Source organism: Streptomyces bikiniensis (assembly GCF_000716625.1).
Taxonomy (GTDB): Bacteria; Actinomycetota; Actinomycetes; order Streptomycetales; family Streptomycetaceae; genus Streptomyces; species Streptomyces bikiniensis.
The window spans coordinates 70,204-94,540 of the sequence record NZ_JNXJ01000018.1; the positions used below are offsets into that span (position 1 = coordinate 70,204).

A 24,337-nucleotide genomic window follows, 5' to 3' on the forward strand; every position below is an offset into this window, starting at 1 on the left:
GGGTAATCAATCCCACCAATCTCGACTGAGGTACGTCTCTCCGTACACTTCTCCCTCTTTCCTGTAGTAGACAGTAAGTGACGACTTGGATGGAAGCATATCTGGAACCGTAGAACTGCACATGCTACACGTCCAGTTACCCGTGTGGTAGAGAGTACCTTCCTTCAGGCCTTTCTCCCGCATGATGACAGCAACCTGGGCCTCGAGATGGTCGCCGTTCTTAGTTGCGCCCGGTGGCGGCGCATACCCCTTCGGAAGGTTGCGCTCACCTGAGATCAATTTGACTGGGGAGTGATTATCCCAAGATTCGGAATGGGGATAGAAGGCCCCCCCGATAGATTGCCTCTTATGAGTCAGCGACTGGATAGCCGCCTCAGCAGCCTTAAATCCTTCGGCATGGCACGTGTTGTGCACCAGGACTGGCGTCCTGCCGGCCAGCACGTAGTACGTGTGCAGATCGTCAACGGTGAAGTTGTACGTCTTCACGTACTTGGTGAATGGAACGTTTCTGTTGACGGCAACAGTCTCGCCCTTGTCGGTGAGCAGGGTCATGCCCGGCTTCAGGTCCTTCGCAGCAATCCAGGCGTGCTGCGAGGCTGACCAGAAGGGGTGCTCAGCTGTTGCCGTGAGGTTCTCCGTGCCGTCGGGGGTGGCGATGGAGAGTGTGTTGAGGTGCTTGGTTTCCTCTGTGCGGATCAGTTGAGTGACGGGGCGAGCGCCCGTTTCTCCGGTTTCGGGATCAGTCGCGAGAACCTCGTCGCCGATCTCGACGTCCTGGATCTCCTTCGTGCTGCCGTCGCCCATGAGGACGAGCGTGCCGGCGAGGAAGTACTGGCCACCGGTCAGCGGGGTTGACTTGCGCGGGGTTGTTCCTGCGCCTCCGCCAGCGCGGCCGTGCGCAATCATTTCCCCGATGAAGCCCGGTACTTGGTACCAGTCGGACGTCGAGTCCACGCCTTGCTCAAGGACCCACTGGTCGAAACTTGCACCGTAGTCGCAGCCTGGGGCACCGGCTCCGCCATTCCAGCAATCGGAGTCGCCTAGCACCCCGAAGAGGGATGCTGTGTGCGCGCCGATGCTGACTGTGCCCCAGAATGCTTCGCTGAAAGGATTCGACCAGGAGAGGTCGTAGTTTTTCGTAGGGGCAGTTCCACCGCCACCGCCACCGCCACTGCCGCTTCCGCCGCCACCTCCACTGCCGGAGCTAGCTGTTCCAGATGCCTCTCCTGCCCCGGCGGTGACGGTTCCAACGTCGGTGCTGTCGCCTTCAGAGGGCTTCTGCACGTCTCCTGGGACTGCGCCCGTGAGTTCTGGTGCGGTTGGGATGCAGGAGTTTCCGTAGGCTCCGCAAACCTCTCTGAGACCGGTGGGGTCCGAGGACGTGGTGGGATGTTGATTGGCGTAACTGTAGCCGTTGAGAGATTGGTGCTGGTCGGTTGAGAGGATGGGGTCAACGCTGATGAACTGACCGATTTTTGGGTCATATTGGCGCGCGCCGATGTGTGTCAGGCCCGTGGATGCGTCGGCGGTCTTGTTGAGGAAGCCCTTGTCTGTGGGCCAGGTGCCGACCGCTCCGCCACGCTTTGCCCCGAACGGGGTCATGTAGCGCTTGGTGGGCCTCTGCGTGGTGTCCGAGGTGACAGCCAGGCTTTGGGTGCCGTGGCGATCGCCCGCGAGGAACTGGAGCTGAGTCGTTCCGGTCTCGTTCGTGCGGACGGCGATCGGGGTGCCGTCGGCGGTGTAGCTGCGTTGTGCCCAGGTGGTGCCGTTGTCGCGGCGGTGGAGTTCTGTCGCACCGACGTACAGGACGCGTTCGCCGGCCTTGGCATTACGGATCAGCAGAGCGCCGTCAGCGTCGTACACGTAATCGGTCGACTTGGTGCTTTCCGTGAGCGTCGCGAGCTGGCCTTCGGGCGACCAGGTCAGAGTCTGCTGCGTGGTGTCACCGGGGCGCTTGGTGGTGTTGCCCGTGGTGTCGTAGTCGTAGACCTTGTCCTTGGTGGGGTCGGCGGCGGTGCCGCATGTGGTGCGTGGGGTGGTGTATCGCAGTGCGTGCGGCTGCTTGGCCGGGTCGTAGCAGTATGTTGTGGTCGTGTTGCCTGTGGAGAGGTGCTGTGTCTCCGTCTTGCGCTGACCGGCGGTGTTGTAGGTGTACGACGTCCAGTACGGGGCGGGGCCGTCTAGGGCGCTGGCGTTGCGCGGATCGCCGCAGTTCTGGGAGGCCGGGGTCCAGGCTTCGGTCAGGCGGCTGTGCCCGTCGTAGGCGAAGCACTGGGTTTCGGCCTTGGTGGTGCCGCCGAGGGTCGTGGGGTCTGCGATGGAGGTGACGTTGCCGGCCTGGTCGTAGGTGTAGGTGAGGTGCTGCAGCATGTACGGGTGTGTCTGGTCCGTGACATGGCTGAGGGTCAGGCGATCTGTTCCTTCCTCATACCCGTTGGTGATGTAGACGTTGCGGTCACCCGTGCCGCCCTTGCCGAGGGTGAGCTGCAGGACCTGGCCGGTCTCGGAGTAGTCGGCCTGCTGCAGGTAGCCGTTGAGGCCCTTCACAGACGTGAGCTGGCCCAGGGCTCCGTAGCCGTACCCGATGACCTCGCTCGCCAGACCGCCCAGAGCGGGCTCGCTGGTGCTGCCCACAGTCCCGTCGATGCGGTAGGTGGACTGATAGGTGAGTTTCCCGCCCGGCACGGACGGGGTGATCGGGTCCATGGCGGGGAGGGTCAGCTCGGTCGTCGCGGGCCGGTTGAGGACGTCGTATGCCGTGACCGATTTGGTGTACGCCTTGCCGGTCTTGCCTCCGACGTAGCGGGTTGAGGTGGCGGGAAGACCCTTGAGGGGGGTGTCGTAGGTGCGGCTCGTCAAAAGCGTGGCGTCCGATGCCATGTCCGACCAGGTGTTGGTCGGACGGCCGAGAACGTCGTATCCGGTGACGACCGTGGAACTTCCGGTCATCACCTTCACCGGCCGGTCAAGGCCGTCGTACTCAGTACGGGTCGTACCCTTATCAGGGTCCTCCGTGGTCTTCTGCCGACCGTACTGGTCGTAGATGTACTTCCACACGGCGCCGTCCGGCCCCGTGATCTTCGACTGCTTTCCGTCACGGGTGTACTCGAACTTCGTTGAGGTGTATGAACTTCCGAGCGTTGCCCCGTACTCGGCGTCCGCCGGGTTCGGTCCCGCGTACGCGCGGGTCTCGGTCGTCCGGCCGAGGGCGTCGGTGATCGTACGAGTGGCGGAGCCGCCGTCGAGCGCGGTGGTGGCGGTGGAGTCGCCGGTGTAGGTGGTGCTGGTAGTCCACTTCAGCGTGCCCTTGACGTATAGGGCATTGGATGTGGGCCGCCCTGCACCGTCGAAGACCGTCTCGGTCTGCTTCGGTGCTCCTCCATACATCGCCCGCGCGTACTTCGAGACCGGTGCGTTCGTGTCGAAGACGTCGGAGTAGGTGGCGTAGATGCTTCCCAAGGTGTTGTAGCGGGTGTCCGTCAGCAGGCGCCCGCCCTGGGGGGTTGGGGTCTGTGTCTGAAGCGGTCGCAGTAGCGAGTCGTAGATCGCGTAGCTCGTGTTGTACGTTTCGCCGTCGGCCTTGAGGCTTGCCGTCGAGACCCAGGACTCTGTGGTGTTGCTCAGCGAGTACCTGTACTGGGTGTTGGGCGACTGTGTGCTGCGGTTGCGGTTTGGCAACCACACGTCGGTCAGGCGGCCCATTGCGTCGTAGGCGAGCTCGGTCTTCTTCAGGTTTGCGTCGTAGGTGCGCTGGGCGAGGCCGCGCCGCGGGTCGAGGTAGCTGGTGACCTTGTGGGCCAGGGGATTGGTGACGGTCGTTCTCGTCAGCGGACCTGAATCCACGGGCGAGTACGCCGTAGTCATGGTGCTTCCTTGGGCGTCGGTGACCGTGGTGGGCCGACCGAGAATGTCGTAGGCGGTGACGCTGGTCTTCTGCCACGTTACAGCTCCGCCGGTGCCGTATGCGGAGGCGCGTCCGGTCCATGTGGGGCGACCCTTGACCGGCTTCATCGTCGTGGACCAGGCGATGTTGTCGTAGGAGATTGCCGTGTCGGCCATGACGTTGGAGCGCGTGCCGTCGGCCGCGGAGAGCTGGAGGTCGGCTTCGGTGTAGTTGCAGTCGAGGCCCACGGTGCGCACACGCGAGACGAGGTTGGTCAGTCCTGCGTCCACATTGCGGGCATACCAGGTCTCTGTGCAGACCTCGTCGCCCTGTTTGTCTTCGTCGCCCAGGTCGACAGCCTTGGTGGGCATGCCGTAGTCGTCGAACGAGATGGTCGACGTGGCACGTGAGCGCCAAGAGTTGGATGCGGTGAGGTACGTGTAGGACGTCGTGCGCTGGGTGCGGACGAAGCGGGAGACGTGGTCGCCGGCGTCGGGAACAGCGGTTTGGCGTGCGGTTTCGCGCGACCAGGGCCGGTTAGCTATCGCAGAGATCGGAGTTGTGCCGTCGTAGGTCACCTGCTCGCGCAGTGTTCCCGCGTAGTAATCAGAGTCCGGCACCGAGATGATTCCGACTGCTGGCTGTGTGAGCGGGGCGATCGACACGGACTTGGTCGTGCCGTTCTTGTTTCTGTCACCGTTCATGCCCTGCATGTACAGCGACACTGTCTTGGTCCGGTTAACGCCGGTTTTGACCGCGCCCTTATAGACGGTGACCTCACGGTAGCCGCGCCAGTCCGACCAGGTCCGCTCGTTCTTCGGCGTGAACGGGTCATCGTTGTAGTGCCAGGCAGCGCCGCTGTAGACGTACTGGTTCTCGACGGGCTCGTTCCAGCCTGCCAGGTCGGACGTCAAAACACCGATCACACGGTACTTGTGGAACCAGTCGACCGATGCCGTGGAACTGCCATTGATGTTCCAGTACTGCGGATAGCAGTTCCGGGTGTTGGTGTCCTCGGCGGCGGTGAGAACCTGGCTGCGTACGCACTCCGCAGGGGACATCTCCACGGTGGTGATGCCGCCGGTCTCGGAGACGATCGTGCGGATCCGAGGGCGGGTCAGAGGCAGGATGTGGTCGGTGTCGTCATCCACTCGGTTCGGACGCATGTCGTAGGTGAAGACCACCGGGTCCGACTTGATGGCGGTCGTCCCGGCCTTTGCGGTCCGTGTGATCGACTTCAGTGTGAGGACGTGGTCGGAGGTGTCACCGATGTCGCCTCCGTCCTGGTACTCCTGAACGAGGTCCCAACTGTCGACCGCGTCGTAGGTGCCTGTGGCCGTGTTCCACGAGTGAGTGTCAATGCCGGTCAGCCGCTTGCGAGTGAAGAACGACGGCGACTGGGACAGACACTCGGTGGAGCCACTGGCGCAGATGGCGTCGAAGGGCACGTCCGGCCAGGTCTCAGCCGTCTCCTTCGTCAGCGACGAGCATGCTCCCTCCGTGCAGCGCTCGGCGTAGCCGAAGGTCACTTTGGCGTCTGCGTCGTCCGTGAACAGGGCACCCTTGCGAAGGCCGTACTTGATCTCCTTCAGGTATCCGCCGCGTACGTATTCGGCATCGGCCTTTGTGGCCTTGTTCTTCTTGTAGTAGTTCTTCTCTGCCGTGTACCAGTAAGTAGTGGCGTTCCCGTGGGTGTCCTCGACGTAGTCGAGGTTCCAGCGCCAGGCCTGCTTCGCCGACCGTTCGGCGAACGTGGCACCCGCGTCATGGCCGGGCTCACCGACGTCGTCGCCGAATACGGGCGTGGTCCAGGTGGAATTGGTGCGCTCGGTGGTAGCACCGTCGAGTTTGTCACGGCCGAACACGTACTTCGTTCCGTCGCCGGTGATGACGGTCCAGTACTCGCCGTTGTCATCGTTGTTGTCGGCGCCGGTGGAACGGGTCACCTTCGACGCGTCGTCGTTCTCCAGCTTCCACTCACTTGTGGCGGCGCTCGGGTTGGTTGCGTCGGCCTTCACCAGGCGGGACGACTTGCCGTTCAGCACGATCCGTGCGTTGTCGTACTTCCAGCAGCGGTCGAACACATCCGTGTGTCCGTCTTTGTCGCAAATGCCATATGAGCGTTCGATGTAGGACTCGGTGAGGGAGAACCCTTCGCCGATGGTGGTTCCCTGGTTATTGGTGGTCGCGGTGCGCCCATCGATGCTGCCAGAGTCGTAGCCCAGGCTGAGGGACGGAATCGGGCCTGCGGCTGCAGGCGGGAGAGTGAGACCGTACGACCAGGTGAACGAGCCGGAGCTGCCTCCGGCGGACCACGAGGACGAGGCTGAAAGCGGTGTCGCGCTGTAGTCGCCGGTGCCGTTCGCCGCTGCGCCATTGGCGCCGGCTGCGGTCAGGGCCATGACTGTCACGCCAGAGGTCGAGGACCCGAGCTGGGGTTCGACACCCTCTCCGTCGGCGCTCTGGGCGAGAGGGACGCGGGAAATGACGGTCTGGTTCTTCGGGTCGTTGCGCGAAGGAAGGGGGGTTTGGGTCCGGCACTCGGCCTTCTGTGGCGTAGTCAGGGAGCACGTCGGGAGTTGCACTAGCCGGAGTCGGCCAGCCCAGCCGCCTCCGATAGCGGACGCGAAACCGCCGTAGCCGATGCTCACCTCGGCCCCGCCGGCTCGTTCTGCCTCGGCAGTCAGCACAACTCCGGATATTCCGAGTTGGTCTGCGGCCTTCTGGTCCAGCACCGTGACCGTCGCATGACCGCCCGCCTGGAGAGCGTTCCTGGCGCCGAAGCGAGCGAGGGTGACAGGTAGGCCACCGGGTGCGATCTTGGTGCGCCCGGCCGTTAGTGCGACATCGGCACTGCCGGCCGCGGGCCAGGCCGGTCGCAGTTGCTCGGCCCGGGCGCGCATCACCTGGGTCGTGCTCTCCTGCAGTTCCTTCGCAACCTGTTCCCGGGCCTTTTTGGCGCCCGGACCCGAGCCCTCATGGATCTTGCCGACTCGAGGCTTGGGCACGTCCGGTCGGTCCAGGCCGCCTGTGCCTTCGGCAGCTACAGGGGTAAGGCCGATCGGGATCGACAGCGCCAGGGCCAGAGGCACGATGACGAGCGCTCTGCGGCGTCTACGCCGCGGCCTTCCCTCTTGCGTACTTGTTCTGCCTATTACGGGTTTCACAGATATTCTCCCCACCCCTTCGAACCGCGGATTGATAGAAGCCATGGGCTCCTTGCCCTGGCTTGAAGAGCAGGAGTGGGCGGCACCAGGCACACGGTGCCGCCCACTCCTTGCCTAGCTGTGCCGTCAGGAACCGATCAGCGCGTCGATCTGGGTCTCGTTGTGTACAGCTCCCGACCACACCCGTATGTCGGATACGCGGGCTGCGAGGAAGTGCTTCCAGGTTCCGGTGGACAGTCCCTTGGCGATCGTGAGCTCTCCGGTGCCGAGTTTGGCCGTGAACGTCTTCGGAACAGCGTCGAGTTCCGTGCCGACGCGGAGTGAGATCGTGGCGGCCTGGGCGTCATAGACCCCGGTTAGGCGGACAGGGGTATCCAGTTCGGACTCTTTTTCGGACCGGACCGAAGAGAAGGTGCCATCCGCGTTGAGCCGTCCGAAGTGCCAGTAACCTACCGGCACTTCTTTCTCGACCATGTCCTTCGTTCCATCCGGGAGCGTGATCTCGACAAGGTCCAGCTTGGTTTCAGCGGCTTGGTACCACAAACCCCAGGCTGAGCCGTCCGCGGTGCGCTGTCCGAGAACCTGGCCGACATAGCCCATGCTCTTCGCGTTGATCTCGGTTTTGTCCAGAGCCACCTGCGTCGTCACCGTGAACGACCCCGTGTCATCGACCAACGGGCCCTTGTACGTGGCAGCGCCGTCGACGCCGTCGAAGACGATGTCTTCACCAGCCACCGTGGCGCCGCCCGTCAATGTCAGAGCCTTGCCGTAGCCGGATGTTGTGTCGGAGACAGTCGTTCCGGAGGCTCCGGAAGCGGACCAGTCGGCCACCAATTCGGCCGCGTTGAAGCCGCCTGGCAGGAGGGCCCGGGCTTCGTCAAGGATCTCTGACTCGTCCAAGGCGTTCTGCCATACGGTGACTTCGTCAATCGATCCCTTCCAGTGGTCGTAGTACGCACCGTGCCACCAGACGCGGCCGATCTGGAACTTTCCCGTGGACGCCCACGACGGGGCAACCTTGTCCGTTCCTTGCAACTCGCCGTTGACGTAGAGTCTGATCTCCGTTGCAGGAGCGTCGTAGACGGCTGTGAGGTGAGTCCATACGCCAAGGGTGGCGGGTTGCTTGGACTGCACCAACTGGCTTGTGATGTTGCCATCGGCGGCGTCCTTCGGCGACGTGCGCATCTCCCACTTTTTCGACTCCGAGCGGTACCCGAGATAGAAGGCGCTGTACCAGCCACCGGCCATCATGCCGTCCTGTCCCAGTGCCGTACGGTTCCCGCTACCGTCCTCCAACCTGACCCAAGCAGAAATCGTGTAGGAGGAGCTAGTCGTCACAATGGGCCCAGCAGTGGAGGCATAGCCGGTGGTGCCGCCGAGTGAAAGACCCCTGTCCACCACCTGCGGATCCAGAACTGCCCCCTCCTTGTCATGGGTGATCACTCCACGGCGGCCGCGGTTGTCGCGAGTCACGGCCCCGTACAGGGTCGCGTGGGACATGCCCCCGTCCGGTGCATCGTCGAGAGCTGCGCCGGATGTCTCCGTGAACTGCCATCGGCCGACAGGATCCGCACCTTTGGCCACCTTGAAATCGAACGCTGCCTGGGTGCCCCATCGTCCCAGCGGGTCCTCGGCTCGGACGAACAGTGTGTACGTACCGGCCGCAGGTGGCTTGATCGTCGCCGTCACACTTGAACCCGACAGCTCAGCCCAGTAACCGTTGGAGAGACGGTAGTGGTACGACACGATGGTGTCGCCGCTGGCAGGCTTGAAGGAAACCGTCCCAGGTACACCGGGGGCACCGTAGAAGGGGCAATCGTCGGGGTCAGAGCATGGTTTGTAAGGGTTTCCGAAAGTAATAATGGGCGCCTTCGGTGCTGTCGGGTCGACCTTGAAGTAGCACCAGATCGGGTATCCCGAGGCAGATGCCTGAACGTTGGCGTCGGTGAATACCTGGGTGGCTGCCGAGTACCGGTAGAGGCGCCCCTCGACCAGCTTCGTGGGCCACATTGCTGTGGTCTTCCAGTTGTCCGGAACGGTGCTCGTACTCGGACTGGCTATCCCCATCCCAGACCATGTCCCGTCAGCAGCTTTCGACTCAAGGCGCATCCACGTCCTCAGCTTGGCCTGAGATTCGCCGCCAGGAGCGGTCTGCGGGGTCGCAGTGAAGGTGGGCTGCGGATTATCCATCACTGTCGGGTCAGCGGCGTTGGTGTCGCATATGCGGCTGCTGCCGCTCACAATTCCGACGTTGGTCGGTGGGGCTGGCTTGGCGACATACAGCACACGCAGGACAGCATCATTTCTGAAACGCTTCCACGCAGAGGCGTCGGTCTCATTCCCCGCCCGGATCTCCAAGGTCAGCCGCGAGAACTTACCTGCTGCAAAAGCCTGCACAGTCGGCGTGAGGTTCTCGTTCGGCTCCTGAGGGTTGTCGTTGAACTCGATAGGAGCGTCCGGAGAGTCCGGATCACACAGTGATCCACGTCCGGCCGAGACCCACAGGTCGACCATCCAGTCGAGCTCAGCAGGCCGACTCGCCCAAGTTGTGGCCGAGGAGATGTTGTTCGTCCGGACCAGGTCGACCTGTCGCGGATCGCACTGGAACGACCACGGTTCTGTGACCGCGAACGTGGCGTCCAGTACCTGCTTGCCCTTGAGTTGGTCGGGAGCAAACTCGAAGTACAGACGCTGAACGTAACCAGGTCCACAGTAGTAGCCGTTCCAGCTACCACATTTACCCACACCTTGACCCCGGTTGTCGTCACCGTTGCCCCACCCGTAGGACTCATAACCGTCGCTGCGAAGCTGCGTCCGCTCCGATTCGCCCCATGTGACTGTTGGGTCGATGAACACCGGGTAGTCCTCGGATGCGGTACTGCTTAGCATCCCGGCGTCCGGAACAACAGTGAGCGCAGTTGCCTTGACGTCGACGTCCATGCGGGCGACGTTGTCCCCCTGCCCCGGCTGCAAACCGGTACCGGAAGGCGCCTGCTCAGACGGGTCAGCAGAATCCGACGGCGCGCCATTCGCCGCTACGGCAGCCTGCCGCACCAGTTGTGGTGCCAAGTCAGGCGCATCATCAACTTTCCCGGCCGAGTCCCACATCCGAGCCGGCGGAGCACGGAAGACAGTGGCCCCGCTGCCGTCGACTGCAGCAAGACTCCCGGCAGCACCTTCCCGAACAGTCAGGGCATGTGCCTTCAGACCAAAAGTGAGCTCCTTGAGTGCCGGGTTCGCCGCTGCTGCCGGCGTCTTGACCACCAGTACTTGCTGGAAGCTCTCAACTGTTGCGGTCAGCCTCAGGTCGACGTCAGGCAGCACATCACGGTAGACCGCGTTCGCTCCGTCGACTTCAGGAACTGGCAGATCGCCCGGCCAATCGAGCTCAAGCGAACGACCACGATCGGCGATCTCGACCAGCGGGGCAGCGTCGCCGCCCCCAGAGAACGACATCACCGCAGACGCGGCTTTGGGGCCAATCGATCCGTCCTCACGCCTCTCCAGCGTCGGGTCCGGTACCTGCCAGCCACCACCGGGTTTCGCCACGCGCACCGGCACCGTGTGCTGTTCCAACGTGAAAGTGAACCCGTCGGAGTTCGCGAACACGCTTGCTCGCTCGGAGCGCTTGCTCTCGACCTCGACACGTTGGCCGGACTCCTTGGCCGTCTTCAGAGCGAGGTCCGCCTCGCCAAGAACGGGCGAATCAACGGTTGGCGCGGCTGCCCGTGCTGCAGGAGACGGAACCACCATCCCCATAGCCAAAGCGGACAAGACGACTCCCGCGCTCCAGGCACGTTGATACGCCCGGTGTCTCTTCACAATCCCCACCCCTGCTTAACATAACGCTCACAGTAGGTGGGTCACCCAACGCTCTGATCAATGGCAGGTCAAGGCGCGTTCAGTGAATATGGCAAGTTGAGCGAGGAACGTAGCAGTCCGGCACCCCGTATCAGGTCGAACTCGTACATTGAGCATTTTTCAACCTGCTCCTGGTGTCAGCCAGTTGTGCCGGAAACGTGGTGAAGCCCCGCCTCGCCGTCCCCGTCGCCCCCTGCGCCTCAGCGCAGGGGGCTTCGTCGTTTCCAGGCCCGCCGCGGCTCGCCCGTCCGGGTGCTCGCATGTGTGGGGCCGGTACGGCGCTGAGGGGCGTGACGCCCTGCGGTAGGTTGACGCCGGTGTGACGGCAGTCGGGCCGTGGCCGGTTGGCAGGGGATGAAGACGATGGTCTCTGCACAGATCTTGATCGGCGGCGATGGTGCCGAGACCGTGCTCGATGACGGCGGTCTCCGGATCGTCGACAGCCGCACCCGCACGGAGATCCCCCTCGCGGTGGTCCAGGAGGCCCGTACCGACGGCGGACACCACGTCGAAATCGTGCTCAGCGACAGCGCCGTGCACTGCGTGGACGCCGGGAACCCGACGGCCGCCACCACCTTCGTCGCCGCTCTGACCGCCGCACTCCCCGCACAGCGGGATCCCGCCGGTAGCGCCCGCATCACGGTCACGCAGCTGGCGTCGCCAGAGGACGCGGAGAAGCCGGCGAAGGATCCGAAGTACCTGCGCCGGATCATCATCATGATCGCTCTCGCCGCCGCCTACCTCGGCTACGTGATCTGGGTCGGCGCCGGCCAAGGGGCAGAGGTCATCGCCCCCATCGTCGCGACCGTCCCGCTCCTCTTCGGACTCGGCCTGATGCTTGTCGGCGGGCAGAGGACGCTGCTTCATGTCGTACTCAAGCGGCGCGGGGTCACCGTGCCCGCCACCCTGGACTTCAAGACGACGGACGGGGCGGCCTGGTACAAGTTCACCGACGCCGACGGCGCCGAGCGGACCGCGCGGAGCAAGCACGTCGGACCGGTGGCCCGCGCCACGTACGACCCGGAGAACCCTGCCGACCAGCTCGCCGTCGAGATCTCGGGAAAGAAGCACCTGTTCTCGGCCGGGATGTGGGTCCTCGGTTCGCTGCCGCCACTGGCCGGCGGCATCGCCCTCGCCCTGACCCCGTTCACGATCGGCTGAGCGGCGCGGCCACGGAGCCGTTTCCAACCCGGCGGCCTTGGCAGCGTGTTGGACGGATCTGCAGAACGTCGAAGCTCCTGGTAGACGGGTTCTCGACCAAGATCGCCCGCAGCCACCAGGAGCCTCGCGTGCTTGTCTACCCGTCATCGATCGACCTGTCCAGTCGCACTCTGCGGTATTTGACCGGACACCTCGCTGTGCGTCGAAGGGAGATCGGGACCCGATGGCGGCTTCTGACCGCCGGTCGTCAATCTCTGCTCGCCCTGGCCCATCTGCGATGCGGCGACACCTACGCCCGGCTCGCCGCCGGGTTCGGTATCGGCATCGCGACCGCATACCGCTACATACGCGAGGCCGTCGACGTGCTGGCCGCGCTCGTGCCGACCCTGGCCGATGCGATGCGCATCGCGCGGACCAAGGCGTTCGTGATCCTGGATGGCACTCTGCTGTCGATCGACCGGATCGCCGCCGACACCCCGTACTACTCAGGCAAACACAAGCGGCACGGCATGAACATCCAAGTCCTCACCGACCCGTTCGGCCGCCTGTTGTGGGCCTCGCCCGCGTTGCCCGGCTCCACCCACGACCTGACCGCCGCCCGCACTCACGGGATCGTCGAAGCACTCACCGACGCCGACCTCAAGTGCTGGGCCGACAAGGCATACCAGGTTGCCGCCAGCTCCACCCGGGTGCCCTTCCGCGGCCGTCGCCTCAAGCGGTGGCAGCGCCGCCACAACAGCACACACGCCAAGATCCGCTGCCTCGGCGAGCAGGCCATGGCCACTCTGAAGGACTGGCGTCTCCTACGGAAGCTCCGCTGCAGCACCAACCGCATCACAGCGATCGTTCAGGCCGTCCTCGTCCTTCACCACGCGTCAGCGTAGGTTGGAAAAGGCTCATTGCCTCTCTGGATGCAACCTGGCGTGCGTGGAGGACGCATCGGGTTCCGGCTGTCGGACTTCCCGAGCTGGGAGCGATCTTCCTCTTGTCGGCGTATCGGAACTCGCTGCCGAGCTGCCGGTGTTGGCTGCCGCCCTGGACACGGCTGCTGTTTCGGTCGGGGGTGTACTCCGGTACGGACTGGTGGGATTCACCATGCGCTCCGGGAACACGGTGAGCTACAGGCGGCCGATAGTTGAGGCTGGCAAGCCCCAGGGGCTCGCCCAGGACCCTGTACGACTTGCCGCGTGACGCTGATCCGCTGGTTGTCGGTGTCGTGCAGGTGAGGGCCCGAATTTAATCGGTGGTGTCGCGTCCTGGGGTGGGGCTATGGTTCTGCTCGTTCCAAGGCGCGGCTGTGTCGTTGCCCAGGGCACGGTGTTGGTTCGTTGAGAAGAAGCAGGAGGTGAGGACATTGATGACTGTCACGGTGACGGGCTCTGCCCGCATTCAGGAGTTCATCGTTCCCACCCCTGTGGTCTCCGGCTGACACCCACTCGATCCGCGCGCTCGGAGCGCGCCGCCGGGGCCACCCTTTGAAGGGTTCCCCTTGTTCAACGCTCCGCTCCACCCGTCTTCCCTCTCCGCTGTCCAGCACCCGCTCGCCGTCTACGGCTGGGACGAGGGCTGGGAGGCCGAGTTCGCCCCGTACGCCGCCCAGGGGCTCGTTCCTGGGCGGGTCGTCCGGGTCGATCGCGGTCAGTGTGATGTGGCCACCCCTGACGGTGTCGTTCGTGCCGATACCGCGTTCGTCGTTCTTCATGACCCGATGAAGGTCGTGTGCACGGGGGACTGGGTCGCCGTCGACCCCGAGGGCGGTGATCCGCGGTACGCGCGGACGATCCTGCCTCGGCGGACCGCCTTCGTCCGGTCGACGTCGTCCAAGCGGTCCGAGGGCCAGGTGCTGGCCACTAACATCGATCACATCGTCATCTGTGTGTCGCTCGCGGTCGAACTCGACCTCGGGCGGATCGAACGGTTCCTCGCGCTCGCGATGTCCAGTTCGAGCGGTGAGGCACTGCTGCGTACGCCAGCGGACTCCTGGGAGTCCGGCGCCCAGCCGATCGTCGTCCTCACCAAGGCGGACCTCGTCCCCGACCCCGTCGGTCTCTCCTACCTCGTCGAGGACGTCGAGACCGTCGCCCCCGGCGTGCAGGTGCTGCCCCTCAGCTCGGTCACGGGCGAGGGGACCGACGTGCTCTCCGCCGTGCTGGCGGGCGGTACGACCGTACTGCTCGGAGTCTCCGGCGCCGGCAAGTCCACCCTCGCCAACGCCCTCGTCGGCGAGGACGTCATGGCCGTCCAGGCCGCCCGCGACGTCGACGGCAAGGGCCGGCACACCACCACGACCCGCAACCTCTTCGTCCTGCCGGGCGGGGGCGTCCTCATCGACACCCCCGGCCTGCGCGGCGTCGGACTCTGGGACGCCGAGGCCGGCGTCGGCCAGGTCTTCTCCGAGATCGAGGAACTGGCCCGGGACTGCCGCTTCCACGACTGCGCCCACGAGGCGGAGCCGGGCTGCGCCGTGGCGGCCGCCATCGAGGACGGCACCCTGCCCGTCCGCCGCCTGGAGAGCTTCCGCAAGCTCATGCGCGAGAACCAGCGCCTCGTCGCCAAGACCGACGCCCGTCTCCGCGGCGAGATCCGCAGGGACTGGAAGCGCGCGATGGCCGCCGGCCGTGCCGCCGTCGAGTTCAAGCGCAACGGGCGTCTGCGGTAGCCCGTACGCGGCAGCGGTCCGTATGGGCGGGGGCGTACGGCTCCGGGGAACGTGGTGTCCGAAAACCGCGAGCCCCGGGCCGTCCGCCCCCGCACACTGGAGACCGTGAGGGACGACGACACCCGCTACGAGGCGGTCAGCAGCAGGGACGCGCGGTTCGACGGAGAGTTCTTCTTCGCCGTCCGGACCACCGGCATCTACTGCCGCCCCAGCTGCCCCGCCGTCACCCCCAAGCGGCGGAACGTCGCCTTCTTCCCGACCGCCGCCGCCGCCCAGGGCCACGGCTTCCGGGCCTGCCGCCGCTGCCGCCCGGACGCCGTGCCCGGCTCCGCCGAGTGGAACGTACGGGCCGACGTCGTCGGACGCGCCGTGCGCCTGATCGGCGACGGCGTCGTCGACCGCGAGGGCGTCCCCGGCCTCGCCGGACGCCTCGGCTACAGCACCCGGCAGGTCCAGCGCCAGCTCACCGCCGAACTCGGCGCAGGACCCGTCGCCCTCGCCCGCGCCCAGCGGGCCCACACCGCCCGGCTGCTGCTCCAGACCACCGGACTCCCCGTCACCGAGATCGCCTTCGCGGCCGGCTTCGCCAGCGTCCGCCAGTTCAACGACACGATCCGCGCCGTCTACGCCCGCACCCCCACCGCCCTGCGCGCCGAGGCCGGGACCGGCGCGGGAGCCCGTACCGCCCTCGCCGCCGGGGTGCCGCTGCGGCTCGCCCACCGGGGGCCGTACGCCGCCGGCGAGGTCTTCGACCTGCTCGCCGCCGAGGCCGTGTCCCGCGTCGAGGAGGTCACGGGCGCCCCCGGCGCCCGCACCTACCGGCGCACCCTCCGCCTCCCGTACGGCACCGGGATCGTCTCCGTGGACGAGCGCTCCGCCGGGCGCTGGCTGGACGCCCGCATCCACCTCACCGAGCTGCGCGACCTGACCACCGCCGTGCACCGCCTCCGTCGCCTCTTCGACCTGGACGCCGACCCGTACGCCGTCGCGGAACGCCTCGGGGCCGCGCCCGGCCTCGCCGCCGAGGTGGCCGCCCGGCCCGGTGTGCGCTCCCCGGGCACGGCCGAGCCCGAGGAGTTCGCGCTGCGGACCCTCCTCGGCGCCGAGGAGTCCGCCCGGGCCGTCGAGGAGCACGGCACCCCCCTGGCCACCGCCTGCGGCGCCCTCACCCACCTCTTCCCCGCGCCCCGGCACCTGACCGGCCACCCCGTCGCGGGGCCGCTGGCCCGCGCGCTCGCCGACGGAGCCGTACGCCTCGATCCCGGCGCCGACCGCGACGAGGCCGAGCGCGCGCTGCTCGCCGTCCCCGGAGTGACCCCCGGGGCCGCCGCCCTGATCCGGATGCGGGCCCTCGGGGACCCCGACGTGTTCCCGGGGGCCGGCCCCGATGCCGCCCTGGCGGAAGGGCCGGGCGGCCCGGAGGCCGAGGCGTGGCGGCCCTGGCGCTCGTACGCCGCCCGCTACCTCGGGGTTCCCGTCACCCCGGGCCCCCGCCCCGCGTGATCCTCAGGAGCCCGCTCCCCGGGGGTCCTCAAGGCCCCAGCTGTGGATCCGGTGCGGGCGGATCCGGACGACCTCCTCGCTGAAGTGCGGCCCCAGGCCGTGCGGACCCACCAGCAGCTCCGCCTCGCCGCGGATCTCGACGCCCCGCACCCGCCAGGGGCGGACGCTCACCACGTCGTCCACGACCAGGGCCACCTTCGGGTTCTCCCGCAGGTTGCGCCACTTCTTCGTACGGCCCATCGCGAACCCGCCGATCAGGACGGTGCCGTCCTCCTGCGGGAAGAACCCCACCGGGTTGGCCTGCGGCTGCCCGGACGGGTCGACGGTCGCCATCCGGCCGAGCCGCCCCCGGTCCTCCGTGAGGTAGGTCCACTCCGTCTCGCTAAAACCCTCGAAATTCCTCATGGGTCCAGGGTCGCGCCGATCCCGGCCCGGCGGATCGGCGGCGGGACCGACACCGCCTCCGCCTCCGGGACCAGGACCGCCGGCCTCGGGCCTCCGACCCCGGTCCCGCGGGCCTCAGCCCCAGAGCACCGCCCCCGCCCACGCCCCCACGATCAGCAGACAGGCGAACAGCTCCACGAGCACGCTCGTGCCGGCCGCCCGCATCACCGTCCGGGTCGCCGCCCTGGCCTGCCCGTGGCCGCCCAGGCGGAGCCGTTCCGCGAGGTAGATCCCGCCGATGAAACCCGGCACCGCGCCGACCACCGGCACCAGGACGAAGCCCAGGAGCGCGCCCACCCCGGCGTACGCCACCATCCGGCGCGTGATGCCGACCCCCCGGAACCGGCGCGCCGGCAGCTGCCAGACGATCACCTGGGTGAGGAGCAGCAGCCCGGTCGAGGAGGCGAGCAGGAGCCAGGCGAGGTCCGTCCGCTCGTGCAGCGACCACCAGAGCATCGCCGCCCACACCAGCCACGTTCCCGGCACGCCGGGCGCCAGGACCCCGAACAGGCCGAGCAGCATCACCGTCGCGACCATCAGGAGCTGCCACACACCCACGCTGCCCAGCCTGCACGACACCGCGGATTCCCGCAGGTCGCGACGGGCGGACGGGGGACGTGGGCGGCGGGCGGCGGGGGGCGGCGGCGCACGGGTTGTGCGGGGCATACAAGGTGTACGGGGCGTACAGGGTGCACGAGGTGTACAGGGTGCACGAGGAGTACAGGGTGCATGAGGTGTACGGGGACCATGGGGCGTACGAGTTGTGCGTGGCATACGGGGCGGGCCCGCCCCGGCCACGGGCCCGCCTCACCTCCGCGCGACCCACCCCTTCTCGTACGCGTGCCACCCCAGCTGCAGCCGGGTCGAGACCCCCGACAGCTCCATCAGCCCCTTCACCCGCCGCTGCACCGTCCGCAGCCCCAGGTCCAGCTGCTTCGCCACGCTCGCGTCCGTCATCCCGGCCAGCAGCAGGGAGAGGATCTCCAGGTCCACCGCGTCCGGGCCCGGCGCCTCGTCCTCGGTGATCTGCGCGCCCGCCCCCAGCCGCAGCGGCAGCGCGTCCCGCCACACCGACTCGAAGAGCCCCATCAGCGACTCCAGGAGCCCGCTCGCGTGCACCACGATCGCCGCCGGCTCCACGCCCCGCCCGGTCAGCGGCACCATCGCCAGGGACCGGTCGGCGACCACCAGCTTCGTGGGCACCCGGTCCGCGACCCGGATGAGCTCCTCGCGGCCGAGCGCCGCCGACAGCTCCATCAGCCCCGTCGGCAGGGACAGCACCTCGCGCTCGATCACCACCCGGTAGCGCACCCCGCGCCCGGCCGCCTGCTCCTCCGCGTCGTTCTCCAGGCCGGAGACCGCGATCGGCTTGCCCGTCACCAGGGCGCAGACCTCCTCCGTCGCGCCCAGCTGGAGCTGGAGGAAGCGGTGGGTCACCGCGCTCGCCCCGGTCACCACCTCCACCAGGTCGTGCACGGCCGCCTCCGCCGCCTCCGCCCGGTACTCCTCGGCGAGCAGCGCCGCCGCCAGCTCCGCCTGCTCCAGCTCGTGGCGCTGCTGGGTGAGCAGCGCGCCCAGCGCCACCCCGGGCGGGGCCGCGACCCACCGCCCGGTGCGGGCCGAGGACTGGGCGGCGAGCCCCTGCGACTCCAGGCGGCGCAGCGCCCGCTCGGTCTCCCGCTCGGGCAGGGCGAGCCGATGGGCGAGGTCCGTGACCTCGGCCGCGCCCAGTGCGACCAGAGCGCGGTACGCCGATTCCTGGCGCTCGTCGAGTCCTATCGCTCCCAGCATGGATGCCCCACCCCTCGCCGCACCTCCGCCGGGCGTCCCGCGTCTTCCGGGGACGTTCACCGGAGGCTTTCGTTCCGTTGGTGACCTGGCGGGAAACGGCCACGGCGTATTCCCGCCGGGCTCATCATCCCTGCACCGCCCTCACCTCTGCCAATGTGGCGCCACCGCAGCACCAACAGCCTCCGGGAACGGGCGACTTGCACCGCCGTGCCCGGAATCAGATGGGGAGAGCGATGCGTCCGATTTCGCGTACGGTCCTGGGGGCGGCGACCGCCGCCGTCCTGGCCGCCACCGCGGTCGCGCCGTCCGTGGCGAACGAGCCACGGGACGGCACGGCCGGCAAGCGACCCCTGGTCGGCGGTGAGGCCTCGGCCCGCACCGGGGCACGGACCGCCACGGTGACCCTGGTCACCGGCGACCGCGTCCTGGTCACCCGCGACGCCGCGGGCAACCCGGCAGCCGCGGCCCTGCCCCGCGAGGACGGGACGGTCCCCTTCGTCCAGACCCGCCGCACCGGCCAGGACCTGTACGTCTACCCGGAGACCGCCACCGCCGCGCTCGCCGCCGGACGCGTCGACGAGGAGCTCTTCAACGTCACCGGCCTGATCCGCCAGGGCTACGACGACGCCGCCACCACAGCCCTCCCCCTCATCGCGGTCTACGGCTCCGACGTCGCCCGCTCCGTCCCCCTCGCCCCGCGCGGGGCCCGGCGCGGCCAGGTCCTCAAGGTCGTCGACGGGGTCGCCCTCCAGGCCGAGAAGAAGACCGCGGCCACCTTCTGGGCCGAGGTCGGCCTGTCCGGCGCCGACGCCCCGAAGGCCCGCACCGCCTCCGGCACGAAGACCGCCTCCGGCACGAAGACCGCCTCCGGCACGAAGACCGCCTCCGGCACGAAGACCACCTCCGGCACGAAGACCACCTCCGGCACGAAGACCGCCTCCGGCATCGAGAAGCTCTGGCTCGACCGCAAGGTCGGGGCCACCCTGGAGCGCTCCACGAAGCAGGTCCACGCCCCCGAGGCCTGGGCCGCCGGCTACGACGGCAAGGGCACCAGGGTCGCCGTCCTCGACACCGGCGCCGACGCCGACCACCCCGACCTCAAGGGCCGCGTCGTCGCCTCGGAGAACTTCACCGACTCCGACACCGCCGGCGACCGCCAGGGCCACGGCACCCACACCCTCTCCACCGTCGGCGGCTCCGGCGCCGCGAGCGGCGGCAGGAAGAAGGGCGTCGCGCCCGGCGCGGAACTCCTCAACGGCAAGGTCCTCGACGACTCCGGCTCCGGCGCGATCTCCTGGATCATCGCCGGCATGGAGTGGGCCGTCGCCCAGGGCGCCGACGTCGTCTCCATGAGCCTCGGCAGCCCCGTCCCCACCGACTGCACCGACCCGATGAGCACCGCCGCCGAGGAACTCGCCCGGAACGAGGGCACCCTCTTCGTCGTCGCCGCCGGAAACACGGGCCCCTCCCTCAACACGGTCTCCTCGCCCGGCTGCGCGCCCGGCGTCCTCACCGTCGGCGCCACCGACCGCGACGACTCCACCGCGTACTTCTCCAGCCGCGGCCCGACGCTCGTGAACCACACCCTCAAGCCGGAGATCGCCGCGCCCGGCGTCGCCATCTCCGCCGCCGCCGCGGGCGGCCGGGGCGTGTACGCCTACCAGTCCATGTCCGGTACGTCGATGGCCACCCCGCACGTCGCGGGCGCCGCCGCCATCGTCAAGCAGCGCCACCCCGACTGGACCGCCCAGCAGATCAAGGCCGCGCTCGTCGCCTCGGCCGAGAGCGACGTCCCCGGCGATGTCCGCGAGGTCGGCGGCGGCCGTCTCGACGTCAAGGCCGCGATCGACCAGAAGGTCCTCGGCGCCCCCGCCGTCCAGGGCGGCACCTTCCACTGGCCGCAGGACAGGACCGACCGCACCATCGTCTCCGTCCCGTACACCAACACCTCCGGCGCCCCCGTCACCCTGAACCTCTCCGTGGAGAAGGTCACCGGCAACGACGGCTCCCGCGTACGGAGTTCGGTCGCCCGCCTCGGCAAGCGGACCGTCACCGTCCCCGCCGGCGCCACCGTGAAGGTCCCGCTGGAGCTCGACCCCGCCGCCCGCCTGGACCGCGCCCAGTACGGCGACGTCACCGGCCGCGTGATCGCCACCGGCAAGGGAGGCGTCCACGTCTCCACCCCGTTCTCCCTCCACGTCGAGCCGGAGACCGTCACCCTCCGCGTCAAGCTGATCGACCGCCTCGGCGAGCCCGCCTCCGGCGCCTCCTCCCTCGACGTCATCGGCACCGACGACGCCACCGGCGAGCGCCGCTTCAACGAGGGCGCCACCGACCAGGTCTTCCGCCTGCGCCCCGGCAGCTACTTCCTCTCCTCCTACGTCACCACGCCCGACCCGGGCGAGGGCGCGACGCTGAACGACTCGCTCAGCTACCTCGGCCGCCCGCAGCTGGAGCTGAACAAGGACACCACCGTCGTCCTCGACGCACGCAAGGCCCACAAGCTCTCCGTGCGGACCGACAAGGACACCGAACTCCGCGGCGCCACCCTCGCGTTCGCCCGCTCCTGGGACGACACCTGGACACACGCCAGCACCGCCGCCGGACCGCGCACCCTCCGCGCGTACTACGCCTCGGTCGAAGGCCGCGCCGACGACGGAGACTTCGAGTTCGGCAGCTACTGGCGGGCCGCCGCCCCGCAGATCACCTCGCTGCGCACCACCGACGGCCTGACCCTGCACCCGCTCACCGGCTCGATCGCCTCCGACAACCTCGACGGCACCGGCTCCGCCCGCCTCGTCGACGCCGGGACCGGCACCCCCGACGAGCTGAAGGCCGCCGACGTCAAGGGCCGCGTCGCCCTCGTCCGGCTCCCCGACGACAGCAACCAGGCGAGCACCCTCGCCCGCGACGCCAAGGCCGCCGGAGCCGTCGCCGTCGTCGCGCACCACACGGCCCCCGGCCGCTGGTACCCCGGCGGGGGCTTCATGGGCAACGGCCTCCCCGTCCTCTCCGTCCCCTCCACCGAGGCCGCCGCGCTCCTGAGAAAGCTGGCCGCCGGCCCGGTCACCCTCGCCTGGAAGGCCACCGCGAAGAGCCCGTACGTCTACAACCTGGCGTTTCCCGAGACCGGCACGATCCGCTCCGGCAAGGAGTACCGGGTCCGCGACCGCGACCTGGGCCGCACGGAGTCCGCGTACGGCTCCGCCGGTACCGCCGCCGACTTCCTCGACAGCCCCGCCGCGTACCGCCCCGACGGCACCCGCGTCTTCTTCGGCTCCCTCGAATCGGTCCCCGTGCCCGGCACCCGCACCGAGTACTACTCGACCGGCGACACCGCCTGGGAGCAGCTGATCGGCAGCAACTTCCCCTTCGGCGAACTCATGGTCGGCACCCGTCACGCCTACGAGCCGGGGGAGAGGCGCACCGAGCGCTGGTACGACGGCGTCCTCGCCCCCACCGCCCCGCGCGACGCCACCGGGAAGCCGGTCCTCGTCTCCGAGCGCCAGGGCAACCTCATCGGCTTCGCCGCCGCCATGTGGGGCGACGCCACCCACCACGCCGAGCCCGGCTCCTTCGGCGACATCGGCAACCTCCGCCTCCACCGGAACGGCGAACTCCTCGGCGAGACCGGCTGGCCGTTCGGCGTCTTCGAGGTACCGGCCGAAGCCGGGACGTACAGGCTCGAACAGAACACCATGAAGATCGGCAGCAAGGTGTGGGCCCGCTCCACCTCCGTCAACTCGGTGTGGGAATTCACCTCCAAGCTTGACGAGAACGTCTATTCTCAGGGCATCCCGATTCTCTTCCCCCGGTACGACCTTCCGGAGGACGGCCTCAAGACCCTCGCCGCGACAGACGGCCAGCACATCGGCCTCACCGCGACGGGACACGCGGGCTACACCCCCGCGGCGCTCACCTCGGCCAGGCTCTCGTACTCCTACGACGGCGGTACGACCTGGACCGAAGCGCGGGTCTCCCAGCAGGGCGGCCGCTGGACCGCGACCGTGAACCACGCGGGCGCGACCGGCGAGCAGGTCACCCTGAGGACCGAACTGACGGACGCCAGGGGCAACTCCGTCACCCAGACCGTGGTCCGCGCTTACGACGTGCGCTGACCACGCCGGTCCGCCGGGCGTCCTTCCCGTGGGGGGTGGGGTCGCCCGGTGGACCACCCATTCGTCGCAACGCTTTTTCCGATGTGCCGTTTTCGGGCCCCTCGCGCGGTGGACAATAAGGGCATGACTCAGCAGGGGGACAGCTGGTGGGACAAGCTCTACGACGAGTCGGCGCCGGACACGGGCCCGACGGCCTCGGGTGACACGCTCGACGACCGCTTCGACACGGCGGCCCGCGCCACGACGGGCCCACCGGGCGGGGCGCCGGCCGACACGACGGTCCCGCCCGACGCGAAGAGCCCGACCCGCCCGGCGGGCCCGGGCCCCCGGGCCGCGGCACCGGCTCCAGCGCCGAAGAGCACCGCCCCGGAGCCCGTGCCACCACCCGTACCGACCGCGCCGCCCGCACCACCCGTACCGACCACACCACCCGCACCACCAGCACCGGTCGCCCCACCCACGCCGGTCGCGGCCCCCGAGCCGCCCGCTCCCGCACCGCACGCTCCCGGCCCGCCCGTTCCCGGGCGGGCCCCCTGGGAGGCCGCCGAGACCGGGCCGCGGACCTTCCCCGCCCCGCCGGTCGAAGCGCCCACCGTCCAGGTGCCGGTGCCTCCCGACCCGCCGGGGCAGGACCCGGACCCGGAACCGGAACCGGGGGAGGAGAAGGAACGGGACCCGGAGAAGGAGCAGGCGTCGGCCCGCACCGACCACGCCCCGACCGTCCAGGTCCCCGTCCCCCGCCCCCGTACCGGCTTCGTCGGCAGCAGACCGCCCACCTACGACCCCGAGCCCACCGCCCTGCCCGTCGCCCGCCCCGGCGAACTCGCCGACGTGGTCGCGGACACCGTCCTCGACGGCGCCCGGTACGGCACCTGCACGCTGCGCGCCGCCTCCGTGCGCGGCGACTCGGCCCGCTTCCGGGGCGAGCCCCGCCGCGACGCCCTCCTCACCGCCCGCTTCGGCCACGACGAGGCCGCGCTCGTCCTCGTCGCCGTCGCCGCCGGCTCCCGCGCCGCCGAGGACGCCCACCTCGCCGCCGCCGACGCCTGCCGGTGGATCGCGGAGGCCGTCTGCCGCAGCCACAACCGGCTCTCCGAGGACATCAGGTCCGGCCGTCGCGGCGACCTCAAGTCCGGACTGCACCGGCTCACCGACCGCACGTACGGCAAGCTGCGCGCCCGCGCCGCCGAGCGGGACCTCGCCCCCGACGAGTACACCGCCTCCCTCCGCTGCCTCCTCCTGCCCGCCGACCCCGGCTGCCGCACCCGGGTCTTCTTCGGCATCGGCGGCGGCGGGCTCTTCCGGCTCCGCGACGGCGCCTGGCAGGACATCGAGCCGCTGCTGCCCGAGCGGGCCGCCGTCACGGGCGCCCCCGTCGTCGGCTTCGGCTCCCCGCCGGCCACCCCGGCCACCCCCGAGGCGACCGAGGAGGGCGACCGGCTCACCATGGACCTCGGCATCACGACCGCGCCGGGGCCGCTCGTGGAGGAGCCCGTGCCGCCGCCCGCCGAGCCGTTCCGCTTCCGCGCCTCCGTCGCCCGTCCCGGTGACACCCTGCTGCTCGCCTCGCCCGGCCTCGCCGAGCCGATGCGCGGCGAACCGGACCTCGCCCGCGAGCTCGCCGACCGCTGGGCCGGCGCGGAGCCGCCCGGTCTCGCCGCCTTCCTCGCCGACACCCAGCTGAGGGTGACCGGTTACGCCGATGACCGTACGGGGGTGGCCGTCTGGGAGGCGTGATCCACCGGGCCGT

11 protein-coding genes are annotated in these 24,337 nt (G+C 68.7%); 6 read left to right on the forward strand and 5 right to left on the reverse strand.

The window, feature by feature from the left end; genetic code table 11:
* Nucleotides 1-6 precede the first annotated feature (6 nt).
* Both OO47_RS16545 and OO47_RS16550 read right to left on the reverse strand, forming a co-directional pair.
* Nucleotides 7-6,969 (reverse strand): polymorphic toxin-type HINT domain-containing protein, encoded by a 6,963-nt coding sequence (locus OO47_RS16545; protein ID WP_407696312.1) that lies wholly within the window; start codon nt 6,967-6,969, stop codon nt 7-9.
* Between the two features lie 207 nt (nt 6,970-7,176).
* The gene (locus OO47_RS16550; protein WP_324606516.1) at nt 7,177-10,626 is read right to left on the reverse strand and encodes a LamG-like jellyroll fold domain-containing protein; all 3,450 of its coding nucleotides are present in this window, start codon (nt 10,624-10,626) and stop codon (nt 7,177-7,179) included.
* A 648-nt stretch (nt 10,627-11,274) separates the two neighbouring features.
* On the opposite strand from OO47_RS16550, the gene OO47_RS34005 reads away from it, so the two are divergent.
* From OO47_RS34005 to OO47_RS16575, 4 genes are all read left to right on the forward strand, one after another.
* Entirely contained in the window at nt 11,275-12,072 is a 798-nt protein-coding gene (locus tag OO47_RS34005) for a DUF3592 domain-containing protein (RefSeq protein WP_158708664.1), read from the forward strand.
* Between the two features lie 128 nt (nt 12,073-12,200).
* Nucleotides 12,201-12,956 (forward strand): IS5/IS1182 family transposase, encoded by a 756-nt coding sequence (locus tag OO47_RS16565; RefSeq protein ID WP_030211873.1) that lies wholly within the window; start codon nt 12,201-12,203, stop codon nt 12,954-12,956.
* 605 nt (nt 12,957-13,561) lie between these two features.
* Complete coding sequence (gene rsgA / locus OO47_RS16570; protein WP_030211875.1) at nt 13,562-14,731, forward strand: ribosome small subunit-dependent GTPase A; 1,170 nt, start codon at nt 13,562-13,564, stop codon at nt 14,729-14,731.
* A 105-nt stretch (nt 14,732-14,836) separates the two neighbouring features.
* On the forward strand, nt 14,837-16,234 hold the full coding sequence (locus OO47_RS16575) for a DNA-3-methyladenine glycosylase 2 family protein (RefSeq protein WP_051715858.1): 1,398 nt from the start codon (nt 14,837-14,839) through the stop codon (nt 16,232-16,234).
* 3 nt (nt 16,235-16,237) lie between these two features.
* On the opposite strand, the gene OO47_RS16580 is transcribed toward OO47_RS16575, so the two are convergent.
* The 3 genes from OO47_RS16580 to OO47_RS16590 all read right to left on the reverse strand — a co-directional run bounded on the left by OO47_RS16580 (nt 16,238) and on the right by OO47_RS16590 (nt 18,469).
* A complete protein-coding gene (locus OO47_RS16580; RefSeq protein ID WP_030211879.1) occupies nt 16,238-16,639 on the reverse strand; it encodes a PPOX class F420-dependent oxidoreductase in 402 nt (133 codons plus the stop codon).
* 114 nt (nt 16,640-16,753) lie between these two features.
* Complete coding sequence (locus tag OO47_RS16585; protein ID WP_030211882.1) at nt 16,754-17,236, reverse strand: DUF456 domain-containing protein; 483 nt, start codon at nt 17,234-17,236, stop codon at nt 16,754-16,756.
* Between the two features lie 249 nt (nt 17,237-17,485).
* Nucleotides 17,486-18,469, reverse strand: coding sequence for a helix-turn-helix domain-containing protein (locus OO47_RS16590; protein ID WP_030211887.1), 984 nt, complete (start codon nt 18,467-18,469; stop codon nt 17,486-17,488).
* A gap of 233 nt (nt 18,470-18,702) precedes the next feature.
* Here OO47_RS16590 and OO47_RS16595 point away from each other — a divergent pair, with 233 nt between their 5' ends.
* Together OO47_RS16595 and OO47_RS16600 are read left to right on the forward strand one after the other, a co-directional pair.
* A complete protein-coding gene (locus tag OO47_RS16595) occupies nt 18,703-22,587 on the forward strand; it encodes a S8 family peptidase (protein WP_037624258.1) in 3,885 nt (1,294 codons plus the stop codon).
* A gap of 123 nt (nt 22,588-22,710) precedes the next feature.
* The gene (locus tag OO47_RS16600; RefSeq protein ID WP_030211892.1) at nt 22,711-24,324 is read left to right on the forward strand and encodes a protein phosphatase 2C domain-containing protein; all 1,614 of its coding nucleotides are present in this window, start codon (nt 22,711-22,713) and stop codon (nt 24,322-24,324) included.
* Nucleotides 24,325-24,337 lie beyond the last annotated feature (13 nt).